The organism is Achromobacter xylosoxidans A8 (genome assembly GCF_000165835.1).
In the GTDB taxonomy this organism is placed as follows: Bacteria; Pseudomonadota; Gammaproteobacteria; order Burkholderiales; family Burkholderiaceae_B; genus Achromobacter; species Achromobacter xylosoxidans_B.
Window position 1 is genome coordinate 868,710 of record NC_014640.1, and the last position, 15,421, is coordinate 884,130.

Genomic DNA, 15,421 nt, shown 5'->3' on the forward strand with positions numbered 1-15,421 from the left:
GGGTCAGGCCTTGGCCAGGCGCTTGAGCGCCAGCTGGACCCAGTAGGTGCCGCCCAGCGGCAGCAGTTCGTCGTTGAAGTCGTAGCTGCCGTTATGCAGCATGCAGGGGCCCAGGCCGTGGCCGCTGTCGCGATGGTCGCCGGTGCCGTTGCCGATCCAGACATAACAGCCCGGCAGTTCCTGCAGCATGAAGGCGAAGTCTTCCGCGCCCATGGTGGGTTGCACGTGGTCGTTGACGTTGGCCTCGCCCACGATGTCGCGCAGCACGTCGGCGCAGAACGCGGCTTCCTCGGCGTGATTGATGGTGGGCGGGTAGTTGCGCTGGAACGTGAATTCGACCTCGCAGTCCATCGCCGCGCAGGTGTGGCGCGCGATCTCTTCCATACGGCGTTCGATCAGGTCCAGCACGTCCAGCGTGAAGGTGCGCACGGTGCCGCGCAATTCGGCATGGTTGGGCACGACGTTGTCGGCGCTACCGGCGTGGATCTGCGTGATGCTGAGCACGGCCGCGTCCAGCGGATTGCGGTTGCGCGTGATGATGGTCTGCAGCGATTGCGCCAGTTGCACGGCCGCCATGACCGGATCGATGCCCAGGTTGGGCATGCCGGCGTGTGTGCCCTTGCCCTTCACGATGATGGAGAACTCGTTGCTGGAGGCCATGATGGGGCCGGCGGTCAGGCCGAACTGGCCGGGCTTCATGCCGGGCCAGTTGTGCATGCCGAACACCGCTTCCATGGGAAAGCGTTTGAACAGGCCGTCGTCGATCATGCGCTTGGCGCCGCCGCCGCCTTCTTCCGCGGGCTGGAAGATCACGTAGACCGTGCCGGCGTAATCGCGGTGCTGCGACAGGTATTGCGCGGCCGCCAGCAGCATGGCCGTGTGGCCGTCGTGGCCGCAGGCGTGCATCTTGCCGGCGTTGGTGCTGGCGTGCGCGAAGGTGTTGACCTCCTGCATGGGCAGCGCGTCCATGTCGGCGCGCAGGCCCACGGCGCGGTCGCCCGGCAGATTGCCGCGGATGATGCCGACCACGCCGGTGCCACCCAGGCCCCGGTCGATTTCAATGCCCCATTCCTCGAGTTTCGCGGCCACTACGTCGGCGGTGCGGAACTCTTCGAAAGCCAGTTCGGGATGCGCGTGGATGTCGCGGCGGATCTTGGAAATGTCGTGATGCCACGCGACGATGGGTTCGAGCAGTTTCATGGAGCTCTCGGGCGAAAAAAGGGAACGCAACAAGGGTATCATCAATCAAAAACCAATTTAATGGAGACAAATACCATGACGCGTCCGTGGCTTGCCCATTATCCGCAGGGGGTTCCGGCGGAGATATCCACAGAGGGTTATGCCTCCCTGACTGACTTGCTGGATCGGGCCTGCAAGCAGTACGCCTCGCGCATCGCCTGCACCGCGATGGGCAGCAACATTACCTATGCGCAGCTCGACGCCCATGCGCAAGCGTTCGCCGGCTGGCTGCAAAGCATGGGCCTGGCCAAGGGCGAGCGGGTGGCATTGATGATGCCGAACGTGCCTGCCTATCTGGTCAGCATGCTGGGCACGCTGCGCGCGGGTCTGGTCGTGGTGAACGTGAATCCGCTTTACACCGCTGAAGAGCTGCAGCGACAGCTGCAGGACAGCGGCGCGTCGGCCATCGTCATCCTGGAAAATTTCGCGCACACCTTGCAGCGCGTCACGGACCGCGGACAGCTCAAGCACATCATCGTGACCGGCCCCGGCGATCTGCTCGGCGGGCTGAAGGCGCCGCTGGTGAATCTGGCTGCGCGCTACGTCAAGAAGATCGTGCCCGCATGGCAGATCGATGGCGCCCGCATGCTGCCCGACGTGCTGCGCGACGGCGCGCGCCAGCGCTTTGCGCCGCCGCCGCTGTCGATGGACGACGTGGCGGTGCTGCAATACACCGGCGGCACCACCGGCGTGCCCAAGGGCGCGATGCTGTCGCATCGCAATCTGGTGGCCAATGTGCTGCAGACGGAAGCGGTGGCCCAGCCCGTGGTGCATGACCTCGCGGACCAGCAGCTCACCATCATCAGCGCGCTGCCGCTCTACCACGTGTTCGCGATGACCGTGTGCGGGCTGTATGGGCTGCATGCCGGCATGCGCAACGTGCTTATCATCAACCCGCGCGACCAGCCTTCGCTCATCAACGCGTGGCGCAAGGTGCCGATCAATGTGTTCCCCGGCGTTAATACGCTGTTTAACGCACTGGCGCACAACGACGACTTCGCCCGCCTGGACTTTTCTGCCTTGCGGCTGACCTTGGGCGGCGGCATGGCGGTGCAGCAGCAGGTCGCCGAACGTTGGCTGAAGATTACGGGCAGGCCGCTGATCGAAGGCTATGGCCTGTCGGAAACCTCGCCGGTGGCGACCGTGAATCCCACCAACGCGACCGCGTACTCCGGCTCCATCGGCCTGCCGCTGCCGTCCACCGACGTGGCCATCCTGGACGACGAAGGCCATGAAGTGCCGCTGGGCGAGCGTGGCGAAGTGGGTATCCGCGGGCCGCAGGTCATGCTGGGATACTGGCAGAAGCCCGAGGAAACCCGCCACTCCATGACCGCCGACGGCTACTTCCGCACCGGCGACATCGGCATCATGGACGAGCAGGGCTATACCCGCATCGTCGATCGCAAGAAAGACATGATCGCGGTGTCGGGCTTCAAGGTCTATCCGAACGAGGTCGAGGCCGCAGTGGCGCAGCACCCCGGCGTGCTGGAATGCGCGGCGATCGGCGTGCCGGACGAGCACTCGGGCGAGGCCGTCAAGGTGTTCGTGGTGCGGCGGGACCCGACGCTGACTGAAGCGCAGATCCAGGATTGGTGCCGCGAAAAGCTCACGGGCTACAAGCGTCCGCGCTACGTGGAATTCCGCGACGAGCTGCCCAAGAGCAACGTGGGCAAGATACTGCGCCGGGAGCTGCGTCCCGATGCGGTTGCGGGTGCGCCCACGGGCACCGCGGCGTAAGGGCCGTCAGTCCTTCTTGTCCAGGTGCGGCGCGATCATTTCGTGCAAGGCGCGCTCGATGGCCTTGTTGCCGGCCACGACGCGCCCGCCGATGGGCCAGGGATCCTGCCGGTGCATGTCCGAACACGCGCCGCCCGCTTCGCGCAGGATCAGCGTGCCGGCAGCCACGTCCCAGGGCGCCAGGCCCATTTCCCAATAGCCGTCATAGCGGCCGCAGGCGGTCCATGCCAGGTCCAACGCAGCCGCGCCCATGCGGCGCACACCGCGGGCGCGGTTGATGGCGTCGTGCAGCATGGGCATATATTGCGCGGCGAATGAAAAGTCGCGGAACGGAAACCCGGTGGCCAGAACGGCGTCTTCGATGGTCGGCGTGCGCGAACACTTGATGCGCCGGCCGTTGAGCCAGGCGCCCAGGCCGTGGACCGCGGTAAAGAGTTCCTCGCGGCAGGGGTCGTACACCACGCCGACCACGGGCGTGTCCTCGGCCAGCGTTTCGGTGGCTGATATGGCGGTGCCGGCGTGCGCGATCAGCGCGATCGACACCGCGTAATGCGGAATGTCGTGCAGGAAGTTGGTGGTGCCGTCCAGCGGATCGATATACCAGGTGGCGCTGCCCTGCGGCTTGCCGCCGGTCTCTTCGGCGACGATGCCGAATTTGGGCGTGCGCGCTTGCAGCTCCTGGATAATGGCAGCCTCCGCCTCGCGGTCCGCCTGGGACACGAGATCGTTGCGCGCCTTGCGGTCGATCACGAGATCCGCGCGGTGATGCGCGTAGGATTGCAGTATGGCCGCGCCGGCATGGGCCGCCGTGACTGCCGCGTCGATCGCGGCGCACAGGTCGATGGGCGAGGTCTGCGAGCGGGGCTGATCGTAGGTATCCATGAAACCAGTGTAAGCCCATGTATGCGTCAACTCCGTGGCTGCGCCCCTAAACCGCCGCGCCGCGTGTGGCGTCCGCCCAACGCAGCCGCATCCGATAATCCGCGCTGAGTCCCATTCTCCATTTCGTCCGCCGTCGCCGTTTCCATGTCCTCTAGCTATGCTCCCCTGATCCCCGCCAAGGCTGAGTTCGACGCCGACGGCCGGCTCTACAGTCCCGCTTATGGCGATGTCTACCATTCGCCATCGGGTGCGTTGGGCCAGGCGGAACACGTGTTCCTGCGAGGCAACGGCCTGCCCGAGCGTTGGCGTGGTCGCCGCGGTTTCACCGTTTGCGAAACGGGCTTCGGGTTGGGGCTGAACTTCCTGGCCCTCTGGAAAGCATGGCGCGACGATCCCCTGCGCAGCGCCGCGCTGCACGTGGTGTCGCTTGAAGGGCATCCCTTCGAACGCGAAGACCTGGCGGCTTTGCTGGCCCGCTACGCGCCCGAGTCCCTGGCCGGCCTGGGACGGCAGCTGGCAGAGCGATGGCCGGTCCTGTTGCCCGGATTGCATCGCCTGGAGTTCGAGGGCGGCGCCGTCACGCTGACGCTGGGCTTCGGCGATGCCCAGGTCCTGGCGCCCCGCCTGAACGCGAGCGTGGACGCATTCTTCCTGGACGGCTTCGCGCCGGAGCGCAATCCGCGGATGTGGGAGCTTTCCCTGCTGCGCGACCTGGCCACGCTGGCCGCACCCGGCGCCACGCTGGCTACCTGGGCCTGCACCGGCGAATTGCGCCAGACCTTGCGGACGGCGGGTTTCGAGGCGCGGCGGGCGCCCGGCTACGGCGGCAAATGGCATATGACCGTGGCGGCTGCCATCGCGCCGGGCTGCGCGGCCCCGAGCGCCCCGGACGAGGATTCCCGCCACGCCGTGGTGGTGGGGGCGGGGCTGGCGGGCGCAGGCATTGCCCAGGCATTGGCCGCGCGCGGGTGGCGTGTGACGGTGCTCGACGCAGGCCTGGCGCAGGGCGCGCCATCGCATGCCGGGCATGTCGCGGCGGCTTTGACTCCGGTGGTGGCGCGCGATGACAACGCGCGGGCGCGTCTGTCGCGCGCGGGCAGTCTGCGCGCGTTGGCGCGATGGCAAAGCCTGCCCGAAGGCGCGGCGCCGCTGGTCTGCGGCACCGTGCAGTTGGAGCGCGACGAAGGCCGGTCCGCGGCGCTGGCCGGCACCCTGGAGACCTTGGCCTTTCCCGGGCACTGGGTGCGCCAGGTGAACCGCGACGAAGCCAGCGCCCTGGCCGGCCTGCCGCTGGCGCGGGGCGGGGTGTATTTCGGACAGGGCATGTTGCTGCAGCCTGGCAGGCTGATAGAGGCGCTGCTGGCGGCGGACGGCGTGACGGTCCTGCCCGGCAAGGTGGCCAGTGTCGACCGCAACGGCGCGGGCTGGAGCGTGCGCGATCTGGCCGGCGCCGAGCTGGCGCGCGCCGATACCGTCATCCTGGCCAATGCGTTCGGCGCGCGCGCCGTGCTGGCCGATAGCGGTCTGCTGGATCCCTTGCCCCGTGTGGCGCAGATGCATGCGCTCGCGGGCGAGGTAACGCTGGTGCCAGCCCGGGCACTGCACGGCGGTCCGCGCTGCATCGTCGGCGGCGAGGGCTATCTGCTGCCCGATGTGGGCACCGGTTGCGTGGCCGGCAGCACTTACGTGCATGGCGCGGCCGAAGCGCGGGTCGGCGCCGAAGGTCAGCGTGTCACCCTGGACAAGGCTGCGGGCCTGCTGGGCGGCGGCTTTCCGGACTTTGATTCCCTGGAGCCTGGCAGCCTGCCGGGTTGGGCCGGCTGGCGGGCCGTGCTGCCGGGGCGGCTGCCGGCCGTGGGCGAGCTTCCTCAGGCCCCGGGTCTGTGGCTGGCCGTCGGTTACGCGTCGCGCGGCCTTTCATGGTCGGCGCTGATGGGCGACCTGATCGCCGCGCGCCTGGCCGGCGAGCCGTCGCCCCTGGAAACAGATCTGGCGCAACTTATTTCGCCACGTTGAAAAAAAGCCGGGAAGGGGGAACGGGGGCATCCCGCAGGTGGCGTAGAATGGCAGGAATTGCCAGGATTTGGCGCCAAATTGGCCTGAGTTGGCCGCGAACCTGGCGTTTTGGCGGGTCGAAGGCCGCTCCTTTTGGGGGCGCTGGCCGAAGGCTTTAGACCCCTTTTATGGATGAGTTCGCAATCCAAAAGAGGGACCGAGTTTATTTCAAAGCCCAAATCCGTCAAAATAGCGTCTTTTGATGGTTTTTGGCTTAAGCCGGGGGATGCTCTGTGCCGCCCAAGTTCGACTTTGCCCATACTACCCAGCTCGACAATGTCGAGCTGTTGACGTCCCGCCCCAGTCGCATCGATTTCGACGCGGGCGATGGGTTGCACCTGGTAGTCGAGGCGCATGCGCCTGGTGTTTTTCGCCTGCGCTGCGGCGAGGCGAATCACCTTAATGATGACAAGCCCGGCGCGCGTGCTCGCGCCGTGGCGGAAATGCTGCTCGCGCGCCAAGAGGCCGTGGGCGAAGCCGTTATCGCTCCGCGCGACGACGGGGAAGGCTGGCGGATCACCCAGGGCGACGTCTCCCTGGAAATCCTGTCCAACCCCGTGCGGGTCGCGATCTACCGCAACGACGAGCGGGTGTTCGAGTCCGAGGTCTCCGCGCATACGCCCGCATTCGGGCACAACGCGCTGGATCAGGCCGACGACGCCGTCTGGACGGCGGGCTTTACGCTGCAGTCCGATGAGCGCGTGTACGGACTGGGCGAAACTCCGGGCGACCTGAACCGCCGCGAAGAATCCGTGGTTTCCGACGATCCCGAGCACCGCGCCTTGCCTTTGGCATGGAGTCCGCGCGGCTGGGGCGTCTACGTCAACACGATGCGCCGCGTGGAGCATTCGGTGGGCGTGGCGCCCGCGGATTCCGCCTACGTGCTGACCGTGGACGACGTCGTGCTGGACGTGTTCCTGTTCGCTGGCGAACCCGGTGAAATCCTCAATCAGTACACCGCCCTGACCGGCCGCGCCGGCCAACCCTCGCTGTGGGCGATGGGAGCATGGCTGCAGCAGGCCCCGGGCGAGATGCCCACGGATACCGTGGCCCTGGTAGCCCGCATGCGCGAAAACCAGATTCCGGTTGATGCCGTGACGCTGGCGCAGCCGGCGGCCTGGGGCTTCCAGTCGGACAAGACGGTTTTCGAATGGGATGCCCAGCGCTTCCCCGACGCCAAGCAGATGCTGGCGCTGTTCCACAAGCACCATGTGCATGTCGCCGCTTCCGGCTTCCCCGGCGTGCTGAAGACCAGCCCGCTGTTCGAAGAACTCGAAGACCGTGGCTGGCTGCTGGCCAAGGACGATGGTTCGGCGCAGGTGTTCGACGGCAACGCCGCTACCTCGGGACAGCCCTATGGCCTGCTGGACCTGACCTACCGCGACATCTACAACCTGTGGGTGGAGCGCCATCGCCAACTGGTCGAAGACGGCCTGGACGCGCCCGCGTGCGACGCCCAGATCGCCATCCCTGACGGCGTCACCGCCCGCAACGGCGAAACCGGCCCCGCGCTGCGCAGCATGTATCCGCTGCTGGTGCGCCGCGCGCTGTTCGACGCGGTCGCCGGCCTGAAGGTCCCGCCGGAAGGGGTGGTGCCCAGCTCCGACCTGTTCCCCGCTGCCCAGCGTCTGCCGTGGCAGGTTGGGCCGCAGGCTGAAAACACCTGGGAAGGGCTGCGCCACACCCTGCGCACCGCCTTGTCGATCGGCGCCAGCGGCTTGCCCGTCCAGGTGCACGGCATCGGCTCGGCCGCGCGCGACCGCGCCAGCATGACGCCGGAACTGTATCTGCGTTGGCTGACCGCCGGCGTGTTCTCGTCGAACTTCGCCTTCCAGGGCGTGGACGGCCTGATGCCCTGGGACTTCGGCGAAGAAACCCTGGCGCACGCCAAGACCTGGATGCAGTGGCGCTATCGCCTGGTGCCTTATGTGCTGGGCGCCATCGAGGACTCGGCGCGCACCGGCCTGCCGGTGCAGCGGTCCATGGCCATGTCGTTCCCGAACGATCCCGTCTCGCATGATTGGGACTTGCAGTACCTGCTGGGCCCGGCCCTGCTGGTAGCGCCCATCACGGAACCGGGTAAGCAAGTGCGCGTCTACCTGCCCAAGGGCGAAGCCTGGTGGGACCTGAATACGGGGCACCGCTATGAAGGCGGCACCACCTGGACCATCGATTGCGAATTGGGCCAGTTCCCCGTGTTCGGCCGCGAAGGGCACATGCTCTGTCTGGGGCCGGCGGCGCAGCATACGGGCGAGTTCAACTCGGCCCGCATCCTGGACGAGGTCTGGATGTTCGGCATGCCGGTGCACAACCCGGTTGTCATGCGCAACAAGATCCGCGTGATGCAGATGCAGGGCTCCAGCTACATCAAGGGGCTGGAAGGCCTGCGCATTTCTCCGTCCGAGGGCCTGGAGGTCAAGCGCCGCGGCGCGGAAGTCCGCATCTCGCGCGCACGCTGAACCAACCGGCTGCGGCCGGTCCGGCAAAAACTGGGCAGTCAGGAAGGCTTTCCTTCCTGACTGCCCTTTCCGCGTTATGGCATGTGCTCCATAGGGACGCAACAAGGCGCGGGCGCAGGCTTTTATATTACTTGTAGTTATAAAAAATGAAAGAAACAGTCGTTCTCTGTAGAAGAGAAAAGATACAAAATCGCTTGCCATGATTCAGATCGAGAACCTATCCAAGACCTACGCCACGCCGCACGGAGAATTCCAGGCGCTGCGCGGCATCAACCTGCACATCCAGCAGGGCGAGGTCTTCGGCATCATCGGCCCCAGCGGGGCCGGCAAAAGCACGCTGGTCCAGTGCATCAACCTGCTGGAGCGGCCCAATGAAGGCTCGATCGCGATCGGCGGCCAGTCCCTGACCGGCCTGAACGAGGCGCAGCTGCGGCAGCAGCGCCGCCGCATCGGCATGGTGTTCCAGGGCTTCAACCTGCTGTCGCGCCGCACGGTGTACGGCAACGTTGCGCTGCCGCTGGAAATCGCCGGCGTGGCCAAGGCCGAGATTCCTGCCCGCGTCGAGCGCCTGCTGGCGCTGGTGGGCCTGGAGCATCTGCGCGACCGCTATCCCAGCCAGATCAGCGGCGGCCAGAAGCAGCGCGTCGGCATTGCCCGCGCCCTGGCCAACAATCCTGACGTGCTGCTCAGCGACGAAGCCACGTCCGCGCTGGACCCGGAAACCACGCACAACATCCTGGCCTTGCTGCGCGATATCAACCGCAAGACCGGCGTGACCGTGGTCATGATCACGCACCAGATGGAAGTCGTGCGCGAGGTCTGCGACCGCGTGGCCGTGCTGTCGCAGGGCGAAGTGGTCGAAATGGGCAGCACGCGCGAAGTGTTCGCGCAGCCGCGCCACGAAGTGACTCGCGCCATGGTGTCGGCCGCCACCGCGTCCGACCTGACCGACGCCACGCTGGCGGCGGTCAAGGAACGCATCCAGGCGCTCGTGGCGGCCAAGCCGGGCCAGGCGGTGCGCCTGCTGCGCCTGTCGTTGACCGGCACCGACGCGTCGGGGTCCTTCCTGTCCGACCTGTACAAGCAGTTCTCCCTGGACGTGGGCCTGATCCAGGCGCGCGTCGAAGACATCCAGGGCGTGGCTGTCGGCACGATGTTCGTGCTGGCCCAAGGCGCGCCCGCTTCGGTCAAGGACGCGATTGCCGCGCTGGCCGCCCGTGACATTACCGTTGAAGAAATAGCTCATGAGTCCGCAACTGATCGACCTGCTTATTACGTCGCTGCTTGACACCCTGCTGATGGTGGGCGTGGCCAGCGCCATCGCGGTGGTGGTCGGCATTCCGCTGGGCGTGATCCTGACGGTGACCGCCCGCGGCAACATGCTCGAGAACCAGTCCGTCAACCACGTGCTGGGGGCGGTGATCAATGCCACGCGTTCGGTGCCGTTCGTCATCTTGATGGTCGCGATCATTCCGTTCACGCGCCTGGTGGCCCAGACCTCCATCGGCACCACCGCCGCCATCGTGCCCCTGTCGGTCGCCGCGATTCCGTTCATGGCCCGTATCGCCGAAAACGCCATGCGCGAAGTCGACCCGGGCCTGATCACCGCCGCGCGCGCCATGGGCGCATCGCCGATGCAGATCATCATGAAGGTGTTGCTGCCCGAGTCCTTGCCTGGCCTCATCGCCGCCACCGTCGTTACCGTCGTCAGCCTGATCGGCTACTCGGCCATGGCCGGCGCCATCGGCGGCGGCGGCCTGGGCGACCTGGCCATCCGCTACGGCTACCAACGCTTCCAATCCGACGTGATGGCCGCCGTGGTCATCGTGCTGATCGTCCTGGTCCAGGTGATCCAGAGCCTGGGCGACCGCTACGTGCGCCGCATCTCGCATCGCTGATCTCGCGCCCGCCGCACCATTTTCTTCTCACTTCCGACATTCGGGATATCGCAACATGAGCATCAAGGTTTTGAAGTCGCTGGCCGCGTTCGCACTCGGCGCCGCCGTTTTCGCCCAGCCCGCGCTGGCCCAGGACAAGCCGCTGAAGATCGGCGTGACCGCCGGCCCGCACGCCCAGATCTTTGATGTGGTGAAGCAGGAAGCCGCCAAGCAGGGCCTGAACATCCAGGTCATCGAATTCACCGATTACGTGCAGCCCAACGTCGCGCTGTCCGCGGGCGACCTCGACGCCAACAGCTACCAGCATCAGCCTTACCTGGACAATGCCAATGCGGACCGCGGCTACAAGCTGGTCAGCATCGCCAAGACGGTCATCTTCCCCATCGGCATCTACAGCAAGAAGATCAAGTCGCTGTCCGAGCTGAAGGAAGGCGCGCGCATCGCGCTGCCGAACGACCCGACCAACGGCGGCCGCGCCCTGTTGCTGCTGCAGGCCAATGGCTTGATCAAGCTGCGTCCCGACGTGGGCCTGAAGGCGACCCCGATCGACGTGGTCGAGAACCCCAAGAAGCTGCGTTTCATCGAACTGGACGCTGCTCAGCTGCCGCGCTCGCTGGACGACACCGATGCGTCCGCCGTGAACACCAACTTCGCGCTGGAAGCGGGTCTCAACCCCGCCAAGGATGCCATCGCCCAGGAATCGCCCGACTCGCCTTACGCCAACGTACTGGTCGTGCGTGAAAAGGACAAGGACCGTCCCGAGTTCGCCAAGCTGATCAGCATCTACCACAGCCCGGCCGTGAAGCAGTTCATCGAGACCAAGTACAAGGGCGCCGTGGTGGCCGCCTGGTAAGTCCAAGCGCCTGCCCGAAGTTCCCAGAACGGCCGCCGCGAGCGGCCGTTTTCATTGTGGGATGGGGGCCTTGCGCAGGGCTGTTGCGTCGAATTTTGACAAACCGCCCCAAATCGGCCATAATTTCTGGCTTCGGTCGGGTTGTTAGCTCAGTCGGTAGAGCAGCGGACTTTTAATCCGTTGGTCGCGAGTTCGAGTCTCGCACAACCCACCACCCCAATTCCCGCAGTACGCAGCAGCGCCGTCCAAGCATTGCTGACCAAGAAGAAACGCCGCTATCTCTAGCGGCGTTTTTCGTTGGTGGCTGGGTTATTGAACCAGTTGGGGCGGGAGTGGCTGAAAGCGGCGCGTGTCGCGATCGGCCCCCCTGCAATTCTCCTACGTCGACGCCGCGAACGCGATAAGCGCGGGCTCGGCCATCGGTACAGGCCGCGAGGTGACGGACGATGCGGTCTTGAACACTTCGACCGCCTGCAGCAGATCCCGCGCCTGTTCAGCCATGGAAAGCGCCGCCGCCGCGGATTCCTCGACCAAGGCCGCATTCTGCTGCGTCACGGAATCCAGCTGGGCGATGGCCACGTTGACCTGTTCAATGCCGATGGCCTGTTCGCGCGAGGCTGTCGCGATCTCTCCGGTTATTGTCTTCATGCGCATGACCGACGTGACGACGTCCTCCATGTCTTGGCCTGCCCGTACGGCGAGGTCCCGGCCCGCCTGGACCACGGAAGTCGAGGTCTCGATCAGATCCTTGATTTCCCTGGCGGAGGTGGCGCTGCGCTGGGCCAGCGCGCGGACTTCGCCGGCCACCACGGCGAAGCCCCGACCCTGGTCCCCGGCTCTTGCGGCTTCCACTGCCGCGTTCAGCGCAAGTATGTTCGTCTGAAAGGCGATGCTCTCGATCAGCGACACGATCTGCCCGACCTTTTCGGAATTGGTGGAGATCTCTGTCATGGCCGCCAGCATTTCGGATACGACCCCGCCCGCTTTCTCCGCAGCCCTGGCGCCTTCGGAGGCCAGTTCATCGCCGCTGGCCGCATTGTCCTGATTCAGCCGCACGGTGGACGTCAGCTGTTCGATGCTGGCCGCGGTCTCTTCCAACGACGCTGCCTGCTCTTCAGTGCGGTGCGACAGGTCGGCATTGCCTTGGGCAATCTGACCTGCCGCCGTCGAGATGGACGCGGCGGAAGATTTGATCGCATCGACGATTCTGGACAGGCGCGATCGCATGGTTTCCAGCCCGTGCATCAGGCTGTGGTCATAGCGGGGATCGAGCTGCAGCCGGCTGCTCAGATCGCCATCGGCGATGTTCACCGCCAGAAGCTGCGCATCGCCAGGATCGCCACCCAATTGGCGCAGGATGCTGCGCGCCGTGAGACAGGCAGCAGCCACGCCAAGCAACAGCGCGACCACGACGGTTATTCCCACCGCCCACTGCAATTGGTTCGCGAGGGTCCGGGTATCCGCCGCACGCGCGTCATTGATCTGCGTCTCGAGCGCGGCGAGCGTGGACAGTGTCTCTTGGAGCACGCGCTGCTTGGGCCGCAATTCATCCTCCAATAGGTGCTGCGCGGCCTGCCGGTCACCGTTCATGCCTTCTTCCTGCACGCGAACGAACAGCGAGCGCATGTCTTGTTGTGCGGCCCCAGCGGCGGCGAACAGACGTGATTCCTCGCTGGTGGTATTGGAGCGGCTCGAGAACATGCCGCCCAGCCGATTTCGCGATTCGTTGTAGAGCTTCTCGGCTTCATTCGCCCGCAGCACTTCGGCCTGCAGCACTTTCGGATCTGTGAGGACCAGGATGTTGCGGATCGCGATGGCCTGTTCCTGGACCTGGTAGCGCATATCGATGGCCAGGCGCCGCTGTTCATTGTTGATGGCGGTGATCTGGTAGACATCCTGCTCCAACGCCCGGATGCCGAACGTGCCCAGCACGCCAGACACCAACAGCGCCACCATGATCATTGCAAAGCCCATGGCGAGGCGGGTACGCATCTTCAGGTTTGACGGTTTCATTGCTCTTTCGCTTTCAAAATGGAATTTCTGTATTCGGCTTACTCCGTCCGGACTATACGGATGGGCTGCACGCAGAAAAAGACAGAAATTTTTTTCCACCGAGTACTTTTTTCTATCTTGTGAAAGACCGAGGACCGATGCGTGCGGCGCGTTCGCGCCGCTGTGCGAAAGCACTCAAGCGTCTTCGGATTGCGTAATGACGCAGTTGCGGCCAGAGGCCTTGGCGCGATAGAGCAGCTCGTCTGCTTGCTTCAGCAGGGCATCGATATCGTGGATTTCATCCGCCGGCGCGCAGACCACGCCAAAACTGCTGGTGATGGACTCTATGGTCTTGCCGTCCAGCGGTACCGACAGACGCTCGACGCGGCGGCGCATGCTCTGCGCCATTGCGCTGGCCTGCGCGGTGCTGCGGACCGTGCACAGCACGGCGAATTCCTCACCGCCGATGCGCGCCACGATGTCCGAGCGGCGCCATGTCTGGTGGCATGCTTGCGCCACGGCCACCAGCACGTTGTCGCCGCCGGCGTGGCCGTAGGAATCGTTGATCCGCTTGAAATGGTCGATGTCGAAGACGATCAGCGTCAGCATCTGCCCTGGCTCATCCAGGCTGGCGCACAAGGCTTCGGCGCGCGCATGAAACGCGCGCCGGTTGAGCAATCCCGTGAGGAAGTCTGTCTCCGCCAACGCGGCCAGGTCGGCGATGAGCCGCTCGCGCTCATGTTCCGTGCGGGACTTGGCGATGGCGTTGTCCTTCAATGTCTGTATGGCATCGAACAGACCGCGGACCTCCTTGCGATAGCCGGCGGCAGAGATCGGCGCGGGGGCGTTGTCGTTGAGTGAGTTGATGATCTCGGTGGCCACGACGAATGGGCGTATCAGACGCCAGCGGAACTTGGTGAATCCCCAGGTGGCGGCCAGCAGCAGCACGATCGCGACCGTCGTGGTGGTGACCAGTTCCGTCAGCGCATTGACGCGTTGGCGTTCCAGCAGCTTTTGCAATACGTTCAGCACTTCATCGCGGAAGTCGAGAATGGATTGCATCAGGGGAACGTAACGTTCCTGCATGCCAGCCTCGTGAGGCGGCGAGTGGGCTAGTGCAGGTGGCGCGTGGCGCAGCGCTGCGATGTACTCCAGGCCCGCGCCAAAGTACTCGTATTGAACCCGCGGATACGCTCGGGTTTCAAGGTCCGCATGGGTGGAAAGCTGTACTTCGAGCAGCGCGCGCAATTGGGCGACGCGGCCCAGTTGTTGCTCGATACGCTGCGTTTCCTCGTCGCTTAAAGGGCGGCGCTGAACCTGTGCAGGCATGAAGGCGGAACCAAGCAGGCCGGCCTGCTCGCGCAGGCCCGCCGCCAGCAAGGCAATGGTCATGAGGCCGGGGCTTTCTACTTCATGGCGGATCACAACGGCGGAGTTGTCGAGCGCGGTTTCCTCAAGCGCGGGAATGAGCCCGGCCATGATCACCACCACGTCGTTGAGCTCCTCGGCACTGATCAGCGTACGTCGCCTGGCAATGAGCCGATCTGCCAGGGCGCGGTGTTGGACCAGGGTTCGCGCGATATGCTGGATGGTGCCTTGCGCGTCCCTGCAGCCGTCGCAGTTGCGAGTCTGGTGCAGCGCCAGCAGCTCGGCGATTCTGCCGTCGCTGGCGCTGCGCGCGAGCTGCAACTCCTGCTGCCTGGCCTCGGATACGGGCTGGCCTTCTATCAGTGCGGCATTCATCGACCCGCGCTCCATCAGGACGGCAGCCATCGCGTCCAGCGTGCCCTGGACGACGCACAGGCTCGACCTGGCATCGCGCGCCGCCGTATGGGCGTGCCAGCTATGGGTCAGTTGGATGCCGATCAGCGCACTGACCGGGATCAGAACGCCGATGACATATGCCACCGTGTAGCGATTCAGGGATTTCAAAAGAACAGTGAAGACGAAGAGATTTCAACGTGCGGAAGGCGTCGGAAAGGAGGCGCTGCGTCGCGTACGCTTTATTCCTTTGCCCCGAGCGTGTCTTGCAGTATGACCTTGTTGAGCGCCAGGATGGCGATCAAGCGCTCTAGGCGATTGCACTCGTTCTCGAGTTTGTTCAACAGTTTCAGTTCGTAGGACGCCAGCCCGTCGTAGTGCACTTTCCATGCGTGGAAAGTGGCTTCGCTCACGCCCATGCGCGTGCAGATATCGGATATCGGCGTGCCTAGCGTTGCCTGCCTCAACGCGTGCCTGATCTGTTCTTCCGTAAAGCCCGACCGGTCCATGTGATGCACCTCCGTATCTTGAGATGAAGCCAACAC

The 15,421-nt window shown here is 65.1% G+C and carries 11 protein-coding genes and 1 tRNA gene; 7 read left to right on the forward strand and 5 right to left on the reverse strand.

Features of this window, described 5'->3' with window-relative positions:
- Positions 1-3: 3 nt before the first annotated feature.
- On the reverse strand, positions 4-1,200 hold the full coding sequence (locus AXYL_RS04045) for a M20 aminoacylase family protein (protein ID WP_013391550.1): 1,197 nt from the start codon (positions 1,198-1,200) through the stop codon (positions 4-6).
- A gap of 75 nt (positions 1,201-1,275) precedes the next feature.
- Here AXYL_RS04045 and AXYL_RS04050 point away from each other — a divergent pair, with 75 nt between their 5' ends.
- Complete coding sequence (locus tag AXYL_RS04050) at positions 1,276-2,976, forward strand: AMP-binding protein (RefSeq protein WP_013391551.1); 1,701 nt, start codon at positions 1,276-1,278, stop codon at positions 2,974-2,976.
- 6 nt (positions 2,977-2,982) lie between these two features.
- Here AXYL_RS04050 and AXYL_RS04055 read toward each other — a convergent pair whose 3' ends face one another.
- Positions 2,983-3,858, reverse strand: coding sequence for an inositol monophosphatase family protein (locus AXYL_RS04055; protein ID WP_013391552.1), 876 nt, complete (start codon positions 3,856-3,858; stop codon positions 2,983-2,985).
- A gap of 144 nt (positions 3,859-4,002) precedes the next feature.
- Here AXYL_RS04055 and mnmD point away from each other — a divergent pair, with 144 nt between their 5' ends.
- The 6 genes from mnmD to AXYL_RS04085 all read left to right on the forward strand — a co-directional run bounded on the left by mnmD (position 4,003) and on the right by AXYL_RS04085 (position 11,337).
- Positions 4,003-5,874 carry a tRNA (5-methylaminomethyl-2-thiouridine)(34)-methyltransferase MnmD gene (gene mnmD, locus AXYL_RS04060; RefSeq protein WP_013391553.1) on the forward strand — a complete coding sequence of 624 codons (1,872 nt, stop codon included), beginning with the start codon at positions 4,003-4,005 and terminating at the stop codon, positions 5,872-5,874.
- A gap of 272 nt (positions 5,875-6,146) precedes the next feature.
- Positions 6,147-8,372 (forward strand): glycoside hydrolase family 31 protein, encoded by a 2,226-nt coding sequence (locus AXYL_RS04065; protein WP_013391554.1) that lies wholly within the window; start codon positions 6,147-6,149, stop codon positions 8,370-8,372.
- Between the two features lie 199 nt (positions 8,373-8,571).
- Complete coding sequence (locus tag AXYL_RS04070; protein ID WP_013391555.1) at positions 8,572-9,660, forward strand: methionine ABC transporter ATP-binding protein; 1,089 nt, start codon at positions 8,572-8,574, stop codon at positions 9,658-9,660.
- Complete coding sequence (locus AXYL_RS04075) at positions 9,617-10,270, forward strand: methionine ABC transporter permease (protein WP_013391556.1); 654 nt, start codon at positions 9,617-9,619, stop codon at positions 10,268-10,270. Before AXYL_RS04070 ends, AXYL_RS04075 begins: the two co-directional genes overlap by 44 nt.
- 55 nt (positions 10,271-10,325) lie before the next feature.
- Positions 10,326-11,123, forward strand: coding sequence for a MetQ/NlpA family ABC transporter substrate-binding protein (locus tag AXYL_RS04080; protein ID WP_013391557.1), 798 nt, complete (start codon positions 10,326-10,328; stop codon positions 11,121-11,123).
- A gap of 138 nt (positions 11,124-11,261) precedes the next feature.
- Positions 11,262-11,337, forward strand: a tRNA-Lys gene (locus AXYL_RS04085).
- Positions 11,338-11,501: 164 nt separating this feature from the next.
- Here the strand turns inward: AXYL_RS04085 and AXYL_RS04090 are convergent.
- From AXYL_RS04090 to AXYL_RS04100, 3 genes are all read right to left on the reverse strand, one after another.
- On the reverse strand, positions 11,502-13,310 hold the full coding sequence (locus AXYL_RS04090) for a methyl-accepting chemotaxis protein (protein WP_148260577.1): 1,809 nt from the start codon (positions 13,308-13,310) through the stop codon (positions 11,502-11,504).
- Positions 13,311-15,047, reverse strand: coding sequence for a sensor domain-containing diguanylate cyclase (locus AXYL_RS04095; RefSeq protein WP_013391559.1), 1,737 nt, complete (start codon positions 15,045-15,047; stop codon positions 13,311-13,313). It lies immediately after the preceding gene.
- Between the two features lie 71 nt (positions 15,048-15,118).
- Positions 15,119-15,385: a transposase gene (locus AXYL_RS04100; RefSeq protein WP_013391560.1), complete on the reverse strand. Its 267-nt coding sequence runs from the start codon at positions 15,383-15,385 to the stop codon at positions 15,119-15,121.
- Positions 15,386-15,421 lie beyond the last annotated feature (36 nt).

Excerpts from the sequence above, each read along its gene's own strand:
- AXYL_RS04100 (WP_013391560.1), bottom strand. The coding sequence starts at position 15,385 with ATGGACCGGTCGGGCTTTACGGAAGAACAGATCAGGCACGCGTTGAGG.
- AXYL_RS04075 (WP_013391556.1), top strand. The coding sequence starts at position 9,617 with ATGAGTCCGCAACTGATCGACCTGCTTATTACGTCGCTGCTTGACACC.
- AXYL_RS04045 (WP_013391550.1), bottom strand. The coding sequence starts at position 1,200 with ATGAAACTGCTCGAACCCATCGTCGCGTGGCATCACGACATTTCCAAG.
- AXYL_RS04050 (WP_013391551.1), top strand. The coding sequence starts at position 1,276 with ATGACGCGTCCGTGGCTTGCCCATTATCCGCAGGGGGTTCCGGCGGAG.
- AXYL_RS04080 (WP_013391557.1), top strand. The coding sequence starts at position 10,326 with ATGAGCATCAAGGTTTTGAAGTCGCTGGCCGCGTTCGCACTCGGCGCC.
- AXYL_RS04055 (WP_013391552.1), bottom strand. The coding sequence starts at position 3,858 with ATGGATACCTACGATCAGCCCCGCTCGCAGACCTCGCCCATCGACCTG.
- AXYL_RS04070 (WP_013391555.1), top strand. The coding sequence starts at position 8,572 with ATGATTCAGATCGAGAACCTATCCAAGACCTACGCCACGCCGCACGGA.
- mnmD (WP_013391553.1), top strand. The coding sequence starts at position 4,003 with ATGTCCTCTAGCTATGCTCCCCTGATCCCCGCCAAGGCTGAGTTCGAC.